General features: G+C 54.3%; 12 protein-coding genes. 11 read left to right on the top strand and 1 reads right to left on the bottom strand.

The features are described from left to right. Window positions 1-73: 73 nt before the first annotated feature. The 11 genes from P40081_RS28690 to yajC all read left to right on the top strand — a co-directional run bounded on the left by P40081_RS28690 (window position 74) and on the right by yajC (window position 13,099). Window positions 74-1,240, top strand: coding sequence for a dipeptidase (locus tag P40081_RS28690; RefSeq protein WP_052422061.1), 1,167 nt, complete (start codon window positions 74-76; stop codon window positions 1,238-1,240). 13 nt (window positions 1,241-1,253) lie between these two features. Next, window positions 1,254-3,380 (top strand): CocE/NonD family hydrolase, encoded by a 2,127-nt coding sequence (locus P40081_RS28685; RefSeq protein ID WP_042139552.1) that lies wholly within the window; start codon window positions 1,254-1,256, stop codon window positions 3,378-3,380. 112 nt (window positions 3,381-3,492) lie between these two features. Continuing rightward, window positions 3,493-4,737 (top strand): serpin family protein, encoded by a 1,245-nt coding sequence (locus tag P40081_RS28680; RefSeq protein WP_081970201.1) that lies wholly within the window; start codon window positions 3,493-3,495, stop codon window positions 4,735-4,737. Window positions 4,738-4,890: 153 nt separating this feature from the next. Beyond that, a complete protein-coding gene (locus tag P40081_RS28675; RefSeq protein WP_052422059.1) occupies window positions 4,891-5,586 on the top strand; it encodes a BofC C-terminal domain-containing protein in 696 nt (231 codons plus the stop codon). Between the two features lie 223 nt (window positions 5,587-5,809). Next, window positions 5,810-6,313, top strand: coding sequence for a crossover junction endodeoxyribonuclease RuvC (ruvC, locus tag P40081_RS28670; RefSeq protein ID WP_039294456.1), 504 nt, complete (start codon window positions 5,810-5,812; stop codon window positions 6,311-6,313). After that, the gene (gene ruvA / locus P40081_RS28665; RefSeq protein WP_042139549.1) at window positions 6,310-6,933 is read left to right on the top strand and encodes a Holliday junction branch migration protein RuvA; all 624 of its coding nucleotides are present in this window, start codon (window positions 6,310-6,312) and stop codon (window positions 6,931-6,933) included. Before ruvC ends, ruvA begins: the two co-directional genes overlap by 4 nt. 26 nt (window positions 6,934-6,959) lie before the next feature. After that, window positions 6,960-7,967 carry a Holliday junction branch migration DNA helicase RuvB gene (ruvB, locus tag P40081_RS28660; RefSeq protein ID WP_039294462.1) on the top strand — a complete coding sequence of 336 codons (1,008 nt, stop codon included), beginning with the start codon at window positions 6,960-6,962 and terminating at the stop codon, window positions 7,965-7,967. 472 nt (window positions 7,968-8,439) lie between these two features. After that, a complete protein-coding gene (locus P40081_RS28655) occupies window positions 8,440-10,542 on the top strand; it encodes a SpoIID/LytB domain-containing protein (protein ID WP_042139548.1) in 2,103 nt (700 codons plus the stop codon). 10 nt (window positions 10,543-10,552) lie between these two features. Continuing rightward, window positions 10,553-11,581 carry a tRNA preQ1(34) S-adenosylmethionine ribosyltransferase-isomerase QueA gene (gene queA / locus P40081_RS28650; RefSeq protein WP_042139547.1) on the top strand — a complete coding sequence of 343 codons (1,029 nt, stop codon included), beginning with the start codon at window positions 10,553-10,555 and terminating at the stop codon, window positions 11,579-11,581. Window positions 11,582-11,602: 21 nt separating this feature from the next. After that, window positions 11,603-12,739: a tRNA guanosine(34) transglycosylase Tgt gene (gene tgt, locus P40081_RS28645; protein ID WP_042139546.1), complete on the top strand. Its 1,137-nt coding sequence runs from the start codon at window positions 11,603-11,605 to the stop codon at window positions 12,737-12,739. A gap of 45 nt (window positions 12,740-12,784) precedes the next feature. Continuing rightward, entirely contained in the window at window positions 12,785-13,099 is a 315-nt protein-coding gene (gene yajC, locus P40081_RS28640) for a preprotein translocase subunit YajC (protein WP_039294472.1), read from the top strand. Between the two features lie 85 nt (window positions 13,100-13,184). Here yajC and P40081_RS28635 read toward each other — a convergent pair whose 3' ends face one another. Then, the gene (locus tag P40081_RS28635) at window positions 13,185-14,033 is read right to left on the bottom strand and encodes a phosphatase PAP2 family protein (RefSeq protein WP_231575209.1); all 849 of its coding nucleotides are present in this window, start codon (window positions 14,031-14,033) and stop codon (window positions 13,185-13,187) included. Between the last annotated feature and the right edge of the window lie 42 nt (window positions 14,034-14,075).

The following is a 14,075-nucleotide window of genomic DNA, read 5'->3' as shown; positions in this document are numbered from 1 at the left end:
GCCCAAATATTCACCGCAGGGACGAGCGAGCATCAAGTAAATAGGTAGTTTCATAGAGGAGGGGCCGGATCAAGTGAATTTACAGGAACGGGAAGGCTGGTATGAGTTCGGACTGAGTGCTGCACAGGAGGAGCGGGCGAAACGCCTGCATGAGGAGAATATCAATATTGATCTGCTGTTCCAGGGGCCCTTGTCCCCAAGCGCTATCCCGGAGAGCGTCTCGCTTAAGGTGAAGGCGCTGTGCGAGCCGTACAAGGATGAACCGATGGTCTACAGCGCCATGCCGGCGCAGATCATTACCCGGCTGTCGGCCGGCGGTGAGATTGCGGAGTACAAAGAGGAATGGTACAAGTCCGGCATTACGGCGGGGAACCGTGAGCTGCACCTGAATGATATAGAGAGCATGATTACCAGTATGGGCGAGGTTCAGCTGCAGTTCGATTCCGCGGACTGGCTGGTGAAGGCACTGACGGCGGAGGATATCCGCAGGGCTAAGCGTGAGGGCAGGAAGGCCGGTATTGTAACGGCACAGGAAACGGATGCGCTTGGGAAAAATCTGGAGCTGCTTGACGCGCTGCATGGCTTTGGTCTAAGGATTCTGCAGTTAACGTACAACAACCAGAATCTGATAGGTTCCGGCTGTGCGGAGCCGGGCAATGGCGGGCTGTCTAAATACGGTCTGCGGTTTGTGGAACGGCTGAACACGCTCGGAATCATCGTCGATACCGGACATTGCGGCAGGCAGACCACCCTGGATGCCTGTGCAGCCTCGAAAGCGCCGGTTATCGCCTCGCATACCGGCGTGGAAGCCATCTATCCGCATATGCGCTGCAAAAGTGACGAGGAGATCCGCGCGATTGCTGCGACCGGCGGGGTGATTGGTATTTTTGCGATGCCGTGGTTTGTGCATGAAGATCCGGATCATACCACCATTGAGCATGTGCTGGATCATATTGAATATGTGATCAGGCTGGTAGGCGTAGAGCATGTGGGCATCGGAACGGACTGGCCTATGAGTGACCTGGAGTGGTCACTGGTCTTTTTCAAGGAGCAGATTGCACCTAAGCTGGGATTCGCCAAAGGGGATGGTCCCTCCACGGAAACCGTAGCAGGGCTTGAGAAATACAGTTATTTCAGCAATTTCACGCGGGGACTGGTGGCGCGCGGGTACAGCGATGAAGAGATCGCTAAGATTATGGGAGGCAACTGGCTGCGTGTGTTCGAACAAATTTGCGGATAGGGGACTTTTACAGATGAATTCATACTTACAGCAGACAAGCTTCAACTTCTATTGCTCGGGGATATACAGCGGCACCATCCGTTTCACGGACAAGGAGGTCATGCACGCCAAGGTTGACACCCGCAGACGCACACAGATGCAGGAGAATGTGCTGGATGCTGGCGCGAAATATGTTCTTCCGCTGGCGCGGATCGCGGGGCAGCTTCATGTGTACACCGATGCGGAATGGGCCGGGGACGAGGTTATCCTCAAGAACGGGGACAAATATCAGAAGCATATTACCTATCAGGCGGAGATCTCCGGTGTAGAGCGGACTTCGCAGGTATGGGCTTACCGCGGGGGCACGGCGCTGGATATTGTAACGCTGGACGGGGAGGTAATCGCTTTTCTGACCCCTAACCGCTATGGCATTGAGCTGATCGTTAAGGCAGGATATGAGCAGCTGACCCCGCTCGCCCTCTATGCTGAACCGCTGCTGTCGCAGCCCGAATACGGGGTGAATGATCTGGGTACGTACCTAGTGCCGATGCGGGACGGCGTGAAGCTGGCTACCGATGTGTTTCTTCCTGAAGGGCTTGAGCCGGGAACGAAGGTGCCGACTATCTTGGTGAGAACCTGTTACGACCGGAATGGTAAAAAAGAAATCTTCATGCGCTGGGCGAACAAAGGCTACGCCGTGGTCTCCCAGGATGTACGAGGCCGCGCGGATTCGGAAGGGGAGTTGATTCCCTTCTACAATGAACGCGATGACGGCTACGATACCATTGACTGGATTATCGCCCAGGAATGGTCTGACGGCAAAGTTGGGATGTGGGGCGCCTCCTATCTCGGCTATGTCGTTGTAGCAGCCGCTACCAGCGGCCATCCGAACCTGCTGGCGGTTGTGGATGAGGTTAATGTAGGTTCACCGTTCGTGGATACTGCGCGCAAAGGCGGGACGCTCTGCTCCTGGCCGCTGCTGTCCTGGACGCTTGCGCAGTCGGTGGGGACGCGGACGGACTTTGATATTTTTGGCGGCATTACAGTGGACCCTGAAGCGGCGGTCGATGCCAGACCGATCAGGGATATTCCGCAGCAGATGATCGGCCGCACTTCGGGGCCGTGGGAGCTGTGGAGCCAGCATCCCGAGTATGACGATTTCTGGAGAAACTGTACGTTCACCGAACGCGGAGATCAGGTTAAGGTTCCAATGTATGTGATTTCCGGCTGGTATGACGGTGACAGCCCGGGGGTATCGGAGACCTGGCGGATGCTGACGGAGCATGATGTGAAGAGCCGCAAAATCCGCCTCGGCGCCTGGGAGCACGGACCGAACCGGGCGCGGGATCTGCTGGGCGTATCCTTCGGCAATGATGCAGTGGTGTACGATTATGATATATCTGTGCTGCGCTGGTTTGACCGGTTCCTGAAGGGGATTCCGAACGGCATCGACCAGGAGCCGCGGGCTTCCTATTATGTGGTGGGCGAGAACCGCTGGAGAACCTCGGAGGACTGGACACCGGCAGAAGCAAAGGTAACTCCGTTCTATCTGGGCGGAGACGGCCGGGCGAATTCATCCCTGGGCGATGGACGGCTGGTTATGGAGCCGGAGGAACATTCAGCAGCAGACACTTATATCTATAATCCGGCTGACCCGGTTGCCGACAGCGGAGAGCGGGAGCCGGAGAATATGCGGAAGCATGAGCTGAGAAGCGACATTGTCGTCTATACCAGTGAGCCGCTGGCGGAGAAGCTGACGGTAGCGGGGGAACTATCAGCGGTCATCTATGCGGCAAGCTCGGGTCTGGATACGGACTGGGTCGTGACGCTGAGTGATGTGAATGAACAAGGGGATTCCATCCGCCTGTCCAATTACATCGTGCGGGCGAAATACCGGCACGGGCTGGAACAGCCGCAGCTGCTGGTGCCGGGGCAGGTGGAGCGGTACGATATTTTCCTGCAGAACATCGCCCACACGTTTGCCGCTGGACACCGGGTCCGCTTCACAGTCACTTCTTCCAGCAAATTCGTGGCCTTTCCTAACACTAACACCGGAAACAATCCGTATGAAGATACGGAAGCAGTCATTGTGCAGCAGACGATCTGCCATAACCAGGAGTATCCGAGCCATATTAAGCTGCCGGTGGTGCCGAATTTCTAATGAATATCTGAGCCGGTCATTTGCAACTTTTTCCAATTGGGATCGTCCATGAAATGTGAAAGGGCATCTGGTACATATCCTTGCCGCTTCGGATGGACTCAAGGAGGGAGCTATGATGATCAAAAGAATATCCGTACTCTTGTTAGCCGTGCTGCTCCTGGCCGGCTGCAGTAAAGGAGGTTCCAAAATGAGCTATTCAGAGAGACAGGCAGCTGCAGCCGGGCTTGATTTTGGGCTGGCCGAGCAGAGTAACCGGCTGGGCGCGATGCTGTTTGGCCAGTTGTGGAAGCCGGGCGGCGGGAATCTGACGGTGTCACCTTATAGTGTTGCCGCTGCGCTGGCCCTTGCTTATAACGGTGCGGACGGAGAGACGGCAGAGGAGCTGGGAACGCTGCTGGGCTATGCACCTGATGAGCGGGAGCAGCTGAATACCAGGCATCAGGTTTTGCTGCAGCTGCTGAATGACGCCGGACCGGGAATTGAGCTGAAGATAGCGAATTCGGTCTGGGGCATGAAGGGGCTGCCGCTGCGCAAGGACTATCTCAAGACAGGCGAGGATTTCTATAACGCAGAGATCAGGGCGACAGACTTAGCTGCAGAGAAATCTGTGACGCAGATTAATGATTGGGTCTCGAAGCATACCGGGCATAAGATCAGGCAGATGCTCACGGAGCCGCCGGGTGACCAGGCAGTTGCGGTGCTTGTCAACGCACTGTATTTCAAAGCCGGCTGGAGTGATGTGTTTCCGGAGGAGGCGACTGCGCCAGCAGACTTCTATCCCCCGGACGGGGCAGCAGTGCGGGCAATGATGATGAAGCGGAGCGGATTGTTCCAGTATGCTGAGAATAAGGACTGGCAGGCTGTGAAGCTTCCTTATGGAGAGGGCCAGATGGAGATGACCGTAATCCTGCCGGGCGGGGAATCTTCCTTACAGGAGCTTGCGGATCAGCTTGCGGCGGGAAGACTCCCGCTTGATGAGGGCTTCGCCAGTGCCCGGGGGACGCTGCGGCTGCCGCGTTTTACAGCAAGCTACGGGGCAGAGCTTACAAAGGTTCTGCTGGCGCTGGGTGTGAAGCTGGCTTTCGACCCGGACCAGGGGGATTTCCCGCTGCTGGCGGACCTGAATCGCCCGATTTATTTCAGCAAGGTCATCCACAAAACCTACATCGATGTGAATGAGCGGGGAACAGAGGCGGCGGCGTCCACAGTAATCCAGATGCGGGCAGGATCAGCTGCTCCTGCAGGTACGCCTTTTGAAATGACGGTCAACCGGCCGTTTCTGTTCATGATCAAGGATGTGCAGACTCAGGTGGTCCTGTTCCTCGGAGCCATTGAGAATCCGCTGGACACAGATTAATTCCGCTTGGAATGAATTTCAAGCAATTACGCATAAATGCTCCCTTCACAGGTCACAATAGGGAAAAACCAGAATGAAGGGATTAACGTGAATGCTTTTCGCTTGAAAAAACAACTGTGGCGGCGGTGGAGACGTTGGAAAAAGGCTCCCTGGGTGGGAGCGGCTTGCATTGCGCTTACGGTGCTGGCGTGGCGTGGCATGCAGGTTCCGGAAGAGATCAGCCTGCTGTTGGAGCATACGGCCTGGACGTTGCCCGGAACACTAAGCGGAATAGAAGAGCAGAACCGGGAACCCGGCAGCAGCATTCCGGCTGTGGCAGCCGTTTATAACCATACAGGGAATGAAACAGAAGATGAAGCTGCTGTGATGGACAGCAAAGAGCTGCTTGAAGCAGTCAGCCGGGAAGCGGTCAGCAGAACGGTGCACCTGAAGACAATTTATGTATCCGGTGAAGAGGTGCAGACACTGCCCGGCAAGCAGACACCGGCCCAGCTGAAGATGATGATCGGACAGCATTCCGATTGGAGCGGCTGGCTCAGCGAGGAAGGCGATTTGTGGCTGGAGCAGAGAGTCAATGATCTGTCGCTGCTCACCAAAAAAGAAGCCTACTTCGGAGTGGATGAGCAGGGGAATCTGACGCTGTTCAAAGGACCGCCGACGTCGGAAAAGGTGATGAAGACCTTTTTCCAGCTGGATATGGGCTCGATGAAATCCTCTTTGCCGGAGGGGATCTGGGAGCAGCTTCATCAGGGCATCCGGGTACAGGACATGGAGGAGTACAACAGTGTACTGTCTACCTTCAGCGACTATGCGCGGGACTCGGCGGAACAGGTGATGCATGCGGAATGAAGTGAAGGACCTAACTGTTTGAAGACTCGTGGGCAGGAGGCTCACGGGTTTTTTTGTTTAAAATACAGCTTGATTTTAATTTCCCCGGGACAAAGTTTTTGTCTCCCCGGGGAAATTTTTTTGCTATAATGGGTAGAAGGAATACATATGTTCGCTTTAGGGCGGATTCATGGATGAACCCGCAGGGGCTATTCTGCCCTGGCACAGAGGAGAGAGAAGGATCTTGCGCATCTTGGGGATTGATCCGGGGCTGGCGATTGTCGGCTTTGGTTTTGTAGATAAGGTTGGAAACAAATTGACTCCGGTCCAGTACGGCTGCATCCAGACTGAGGCGCATACTCCGGAAGAAGAACGTCTGCTGCATGTCTATGAAGGCATGGTGCAGCTGATTGATAAATATAAGCCGGATGCGGTTGCGGTAGAGAAGCTGTTCTTCAGCCGCAATGTGACAACGGCCCTGCCGGTGGCGCAGGCGCGCGGAGTGCTGATTCTGGCGGCCGTGCAGCGCGGGCTGCCAGTGGCGGAATACACCCCTATGATGGTGAAGCAGGCAGTAGTAGGGTACGGCAAGGCGGAGAAGAAACAGGTTCAGGAGATGGTCAAGCTGCTTCTTAAGCTGTCGGCTGTACCGAAGCCCGATGATGTGGCGGATGCACTGGCGGTGGCGGTATGCCACGCCCATTCCGTGAGTCTTAATTCCAAATTAAATGAGGTATTGCGAAAATGATAGATTTCCTAAGAGGACCGGTTGTACATTTGGAGTCAGAATATGTAGTACTGGATGTTCAAGGCGTAGGATACCGGGTCTTCTGCCCGAATCCGTATGCTTTTGCCAAGGTGGAGGGTCCGGTGACCATCTTCATTCATTATCAGACCCGTGAGGATGCGACGCTCCTGTTCGGATTCCCGACCCGTGAGGAGCAGAAGCTGTTCCGCAAGCTGATCGAGGTGTCTGGCATCGGCCCGCGTGTGGCGCTGGGCATTCTGACCGGCGGAACGCCGGATCAGCTGATCTCGGCGATCTATCAGGAGAACATCACCTTCCTGACGAAGCTGCCGGGCATCGGCAAGAAGACGGCGCAGCGGATGATTCTGGATCTGAAGGACAAGCTGGACGGCTTCGGTGGAGCTGCCCTGCAGACAGGCCTGTTCGCTGTAGCGGCTGAAGCCCAGGCTAAGGCCGAGGCACTCCCGTGGGAAGAGGCCAGGGATGCCCTGAGGGCGCTGGGCTATACCGATACCGAGCTGGACCGCGTATGGCTGAAGATGAAGCAAGAGGGAACGGATACCGGACCGGTTGACGTGCTGATGAAAAAGGCGCTGGGGCTGCTTTTTATAGCCAAATAGGTCCTTGAAGAACGGAGTGAGGAATAATGGATGACCGGATTATATCAGCAAATCTGATGATGGACGAGCAGGCGGTTGAATTAAGTCTGCGGCCCCGTTATCTGGGTGAATATATCGGCCAGAACCAGGTGAAAGAAAACCTGAAAATATATATTGAAGCAGCCAAGATGCGCAGCGAAGCGCTGGATCATGTCTTGCTGTACGGGCCTCCGGGTCTCGGCAAAACAACGCTGGCGAATATTATCGCCAATGAGCTGGGTGTGAATCTGCGGACCACTTCCGGCCCGGCAATTGAGCGGCCGGGCGATCTGGCCGCGCTGCTGACCAACCTTCAGGAAGGCGATGTGCTGTTCATTGATGAGATCCACCGCCTGCACCGCACGGTGGAAGAGGTTATGTATCCGGCGATGGAGGATTTCGCGCTGGATATTATGATCGGCAAAGGCCCGAGTGCCCGTTCGGTGCGGCTGGACCTGCCGCCCTTCACGCTCATTGGAGCAACGACACGCGCGGGGCTGCTGTCCGCTCCGCTGCGCGACCGCTTCGGCGTAGTCAGCCGGCTGGAGTACTACACAATCGATGAGCTGAGCTTCATCGTAGCCCGCAACGCCGAGCTGCTCAGCATCGAGATTCTGGGCGATGCTGCGGAAGAGATTGCCCTGCGGGCCCGTGGGACTCCGCGGATTGCCAACCGTCTCCTGAAGCGGGTGCGCGATTATGCGCAGGTCCGCGGCGACGGTATTATTACGCCGGAGATTGCCGCTGAATCGCTCAAGATGCTTCAGGTAGATCCGCGCGGACTGGACAGCATCGACCACAAGATGCTGCAGTCGATGATCAGCTCCTTCCGCGGCGGACCGGTCGGGCTCGATACCATCGCCGCTACGATAGGCGAAGAGAGCCAGACTATTGAGGACGTATACGAACCCTATCTGCTGCAGATCGGTTTCCTGCAGCGCACGCCGCGCGGGCGCATAGTGACCCCGGCGGCGTATCATCATCTGGGACTTCCGCTCCCTCCGCAGCAGAACTGATGCTGCCCGTAATACAACATTTTTCGTATGATCCCGGCTACAATCCCGAATTGTTGTATAAAAGGCAACATTCCTTCTCCTCCAAGCGGTTTGGCGGGACAAATCTTGTATTTCATACAACAATCTGTCCCAACCGCCAGATATCTAGGGGATCAAGTTGCAATCCGTACAACAATTAAGCCTAAACAAGTGAGAAACTTAAGAATTTGAATGCTCTTTGCAATGGATTAGGTGCGAGAAGTTGAATAAACCGCTCGTCACATAAGTGCCCGACCGGGTGCTTAATTGGTTGCAGTCTAGAGTGCGTTTTATATAACACAATTAAGAGTATGCTTCCCAAGCGGGTTTTGAACGAAGCTTTCTGAGGATGTCATGCTTTCAAAACTTAAAGAGTATGTATGCTTCCGAAGCAGGGTTTGGAACGAAGCCTGCTTCGGGAGCAGCTACTCTCAAAACTTTTAGGAGGCCTACAATGAATCTTGCCAGGTGGAAAGAAACAGGGTTAGGGCTGCTGGGCCGCGGAGTATTGGCCGCATCAATGGTAGCAGGCAGCCTTCTGACCTTTGCGGGTACCACTCACGCCGATACCGGCGGGGCGATCCGGGTTGCACTGTATGCCGATATTGGCAGCAAATATAAATCTACCGTACCGCTGGTCACGCTTCAGTCCGATTTGGGCTTCAGCCTGCTCTCGCAGGCCGGAACACCTCTGCTGTCGGTTCCTGCCCAGAACAAAGTACGTGTCAGTCTGGACGGCTACCGGGTGAAGGTGCTGGAAACGCCAACCTGGCAGGTGGCAGCGGATGCAGCCAAGAAGCTGCAGGCTACCTCCGATAAACCCCAGCTGTTTATGGCATCACGGCGTGGAGCTAAGGTGTATCAGCTCTACACTGGAAGCTATGCCAGTGAAGCTGCCGCCAAAACAGGGCTGACCTCCGTGATGAAAGCCGGAGTAAGCCTTCCGGAAGGACAGACACCGGCTGTTGCCGGGACCAAACATCTGTCCGCAGGTTCCTACGCGACGCTGGAGGAAGCGCAGGCGGTTGTCGGCAGCCTAACCGCTGCCGGGTTCGATGCCTGGCCGGTATTCGTGTCCGGAGAAGGCGGCAGTGCACGGACTGAAGTTTGGGTAGGCGAAGCGGCGAGCGACAGCGATCTTGCAGCGGTCTCTGCCTCGGCAGCTGCACTGCTCCCGCAGCTTGTTCTGTCGCCGGTGGCGGCAGGTACAGCGGGACTAATTATCCGGATGGACGCAGGACTTGATTTCAGCAGTGAAGTCCAGGCCTTTCATTATCTGTTATCCGGAAGCGACGCGAAGTTCACAGCCGCCGGCAATGAGAAGGGGATTCTGCTTACGGAGAGATCCAAGCGTACTTACCGAGGCAATCTGGAGCTGGGCAATCTGAACGGTTCATTGTCTGTAATCAACGTAGTGCCGCTGGAGCAATATCTGTATGCGGTTGTCGGCGGAGAGGTTTCATCCGGCTGGCCGGAAGAGGCGCTCAAAGCCCAGGCCGTTGCGGCGCGCAGCTATGCGCTGGCCCAGGGCAACCGCTTCGATGTAGCCAATGTTGTCGATACCACGCTGAGCCAGGTGTACAACGGCATAGGCGCTGAAGCTCCAGTCATTACCAAGGCAGTGGATGCTACCGCAGGCGAAGTGCTAATGAGCGGCGGCAAAATAGTAGAAGCCGTGTTCTCCTCCAACGGCGGCGGCGTTACCGCAGACCCGTCTGAGGTGTGGAACAACGGCGGCGATACCTTCGTCAGTGTAGTCAGCAGCGAGGATGCTGCGGCAGTTGCTTCATCTAAAAAGTGGTATTATGTGCTGCTGAACAGCGGTATCTCCGGTTATGCCCGTGAAGACAATATCAAATTAACCGGGAACACAACGGCAGCCGGACTTCCGCTGGCTACGGCTACCACCAAGGATGTGAATATCCGGCCTTTGCCTATTATTGATAGCAGTGTTACTCCCGCAGGCAAGCTGAACCCCGGCGATAACGCCGTAGTGCTGGGCCAGGTCTATGAATCCGGCAGCTACAGCTGGATCAAAGGGCCGTATACCTCGGCAGAGCTGCTCAAAAGCCTGTCCGGCAAAACAAGCAACGCTCTTCCGTCTTCCATAACCAGTCTCCAGGTGACTAAGCGCGGGCCTTCGGGGAGAGCGGTGGAAGTCAAGGCTAACGGCCAGATTCTGCAGGTGAAATACCCGGATTTGTTCCGTTCTTCCTTTGGCGGATTGCCCAGTACTTTGTTTGATATTGTCCCGGCAGGCAGTTATACTGTACTAGGCGCTGACGGCACTACAGCCACTATTGGTAGTTCAACAAGCGCCGGGGTGCTCTCTGCAACCGGCAAAGTAACTGCAAATGGCAGCGGAACCGTAGTCATGGGTGCTGATCAATCTTCCAGAGTGGTCACCAGCAGTCCCGGATTCTATTTCATCGGCTGGGGCAACGGGCACGGCCTGGGCATGTCCCAATGGGGCGTAAAGGGCATGGCAGATAGCGGGTATGATTATCGTCAAATATTGCAACACTATTTTAATAACGTTACTATAGTTAAGGAATGAAGATCCCATCATGAATGTAGATAATTATGATTTTAATTTGCCGGAGGAACTGATTGCCCAGACTCCGCTTGCCGACCGCAGCTCATCCAGACTGCTGCTCGTAAACAAGGAGAACGGTCAGCTGGAACACGGGCATTTCACAGATATACTGCAGCAATTCCGTCACGGAGATACACTGGTATTGAATGATACGAGAGTTATTCCGGCCAGACTGTTCGGTGTCAAGGAGGATACCGGGGCGAAGGCAGAGGTTCTGCTGCTGAAGAATCTCGGTGAAGACCGCTGGGAAGCGCTGGTTAAGCCCGGCAAGAAGCTGAAGACCGGAGCGGTGATTATCTTCAGCGAAGAGCTTCGCGCCGTAATAGAGGACGAAGCGGATATGGGCGGCCGGACGCTGCGCTTTATCTATCAGGGAATCTTCCAGGAGATACTGGACAGGCTCGGATCGATGCCGCTTCCTCCGTACATTAAGGAAACTCTGGATGACCGCGAACGTTATCAGACAGTCTACGCGCGGCACGAAGGATCGGCGGCCGCCCCTACGGCAGGACTGCATTTCACCCAAGAGCTTCTGGAGCAGATTGCAGCGGCCGGCGTGAATATCGCTTATATTACCCTGCATGTAGGTCTTGGCACCTTCCGTCCGATGTCTGTAGAAACCGTGGAAGAGCATGTGATGCATGCCGAATATTACGAATTATCCCAAGAGACGGCAGAGATGCTGAACTCCGCGAGAGCCAGAGGCGGAAGAATTATCGCTGTCGGCACAACCTCCTGCCGGACCCTTGAGACGGCCGGGAGACAAGCGGCGGGCGGACCGCTGAAGGCATCAAGCGGCTGGACGGATATTTTCATCTATCCCGGCTACGAATTCACTGTCGTCAATGCATTGATTACCAATTTTCATCTGCCAAAGTCTACTTTGGTCATGCTGGTGAGCGCTTTGGCCGGCCGGGAGCATATTCTCGCCGCCTATGAAGAAGCGATTAAGCAGCAGTACCGGTTCTTCAGCTTTGGCGATGCAATGTTCATTTATTAAGCAAGAGGAAGGGTTAAACCTATGGCAGCAATCACTTATGAACACATTAAGACCTGTAAGCAGTCCGGAGCACGGCTCGGAAGAGTCCATACTCCACACGGAATTATTGAAACACCGACCTTCATGCCGGTAGGCACACAAGCCACCGTCAAAACAATGAGTCCAGAAGAGCTTAAGCAAATGAATGCGCAGATTATTCTGAGTAATACCTACCATTTGTTCCTTCGTCCGGGCCATGAGATCATCGGCGAAGCCGGCGGTCTGCATAAATTCATGAACTGGGACCGGCCCATCCTGACTGACAGCGGCGGCTTCCAGGTATTCTCGCTGAGCGACATGCGTAAGATTACCGAAGAAGGCGTTCATTTCCGCTCTCATTTAAATGGGGACAAGAAGTTTCTCTCGCCGGAAGTAGCGATGGAAGTCCAGAATGCACTCGGTTCCGATATTATGATGGCCTTCGATGAATGCCCGCCTTATCCGGCAGAATATGAATACGTCAAAAAGTCACTTGAACGCACCACCCGCTGGGCAGAAAGATGCCTCAAGAGCCATGCACGTCCTAATGATCAGGGGCTGTTCGCAATCGTACAGGGGGGCATGCACGAGGATCTGCGCCGTCAGAGCGCGGCAGATTTGACTTCCATGGATTTCCCGGGGTATGCTATTGGAGGGCTCAGCGTCGGAGAGTCCAAGCAGCTAATGTATGAAGTGCTGGATTATACAGTTCCACTGCTGCCGCAAGGGAAACCGCGCTATTTAATGGGCGTAGGTTCACCGGATGCGCTGCTGGAAGGGTCAATCCGCGGAATAGACATGTTCGACTGTGTTCTGCCTACCCGTATTGCCCGCAATGGAACGACGATGACCAGTCAGGGAAGACTCGTTGTACGCAACGCGCAGTATGCCCGTGATTTCGGGCCGCTTGATCCGGAGTGTGATTGCTACACCTGCCGGAATTATTCCCGCGCTTATTTGCGCCATCTGATCAAAGCTGACGAAACTTTCGGCTTGCGGTTAACGACATACCATAATTTACACTTCCTGCTGGAATTGATGCGTAAAGTGCGTGAAGCCATCATGGAAGATCGGCTGCTTGATTTTCGCGATGAGTTTTTTGCACAATACGGATTATATGATAATCTAAAAGGCTTCTAAAAGTACTGAGTGATATGTTAAATTTTTTGGAAAGGGGGGAATGATATGTCACATTTTCAACTGGCAGCAGCTTCAGGCGGCGGAGGCAATATTCTTGGCCTGGTAGGTCCATTTGTACTTATGTTTGTTGTCTTCTACTTCCTGCTGATTCGTCCGCAGCAGAAGAAAACCAAAGCACGTAACGGGATGCTCAAGTCTTTGAAAAAAGGCGATAAGGTAGTTACTATCGGCGGTCTTCACGGAACAATTATGGAGATTTCTGATGACATCGTTGTATTGCGGGTTAATGACGTGACCCGATTGACCTTTGACCGGGGTTCGATCAGTCACTCTGTCACGGAAGTAGAAGACAAAGATTGATTTGTCTGTACCAAATTACATAAAAACCGGCGTCTCTCGTAAGAGAACGCCGGTTTTTTTATATTATACAGTTCAAAGGCTAATGTTAACGTACATCGGTTGCCCGGCTTCGTACTCTCAGCCGTTCTTCCCCGCTGCGCAGGGTGAATTTGGCAAGCTGCACTGCGACAGTTGTGGACAGAACGGCCAGCAAAGTGCCGCCGAGCATATCGGTCAGCCAGTGGATACCGAGATAGAATATTCCGAAGACGATAGCAACGGCCGAGATTGTACTAATCACCATCCAGCGGCGGTTGCCGGAACGGTAGGCCAGCAGCGCCATGGATACGGAAATGGCAGTATGCAGGCTGGGGAAGCAGTTGTTAAGGCCCGATAGCGGCCGGTACTCCTGTTCAAACTTCGGAAAAACATCCAGCATGGTAAATCGCACCCCTGCGGGCAGATAGGACCACACCTCATTTACCGGGAAATACAGATAGAATGGAATAGCAACAGCATAGGTTATCATGATCGTGTAGCAGGTCGCATAGAGCATCACGCGGTTCTTATCCAGCAGATAGATACCTAGCGAGGCGGCGAGCACCGATTGCAGCATGAAGATATAGAAGAAGACGATGATTGGGGTCAGCCAAGGCGTAAAGAACAGCTCTTGCACATGTCTGACAAAGTGGCCCTCGAGACCAAAGACAAAGGCTGTGTAATCCGAAGTCAGGTGCATCTTCTGCTCGATCTGCAGCTCATATTTATTCAGAGCAAGCACGCTGAACATTCCTATAATAATCAGAGTGAATTTATAGGACCGCAGCAACTCTCTCCCGATTTCAACTAGAGCCATTAGCGGATTGCGCCGGGCGCCGATCCAAATCAATACCACTACAATGGCAACGGTGTATACAACTACAAGATTCATGGACTGGTAAAGCAAAGCATTCAAAGCCTCCTTGATAAATCCCTCATATGAAGTCAGATGCACTCA

It is taken from the genome of Paenibacillus sp. FSL P4-0081, from assembly GCF_000758565.1.
Classification (GTDB): Bacteria; Bacillota; Bacilli; order Paenibacillales; family Paenibacillaceae; genus Paenibacillus_AQ; species Paenibacillus_AQ phytohabitans.
The sequence above is the reverse complement of the archived record's forward strand: the minus strand, read 5'-3'. Positions and strand labels throughout refer to the sequence as shown.

Coding starts and splice junctions, on each gene's coding strand:
- ruvB (WP_039294462.1), top strand. CDS start 6,960: ATGGATGACCGGATTATATCAGCAAATCTGATGATGGACGAGCAGGCG.
- tgt (WP_042139546.1), top strand. CDS start 11,603: ATGGCAGCAATCACTTATGAACACATTAAGACCTGTAAGCAGTCCGGA.
- P40081_RS28655 (WP_042139548.1), top strand. CDS start 8,440: ATGAATCTTGCCAGGTGGAAAGAAACAGGGTTAGGGCTGCTGGGCCGC.
- P40081_RS28685 (WP_042139552.1), top strand. CDS start 1,254: ATGAATTCATACTTACAGCAGACAAGCTTCAACTTCTATTGCTCGGGG.
- yajC (WP_039294472.1), top strand. CDS start 12,785: ATGTCACATTTTCAACTGGCAGCAGCTTCAGGCGGCGGAGGCAATATT.
- queA (WP_042139547.1), top strand. CDS start 10,553: ATGAATGTAGATAATTATGATTTTAATTTGCCGGAGGAACTGATTGCC.
- P40081_RS28680 (WP_081970201.1), top strand. CDS start 3,493: ATGATGATCAAAAGAATATCCGTACTCTTGTTAGCCGTGCTGCTCCTG.
- ruvA (WP_042139549.1), top strand. CDS start 6,310: ATGATAGATTTCCTAAGAGGACCGGTTGTACATTTGGAGTCAGAATAT.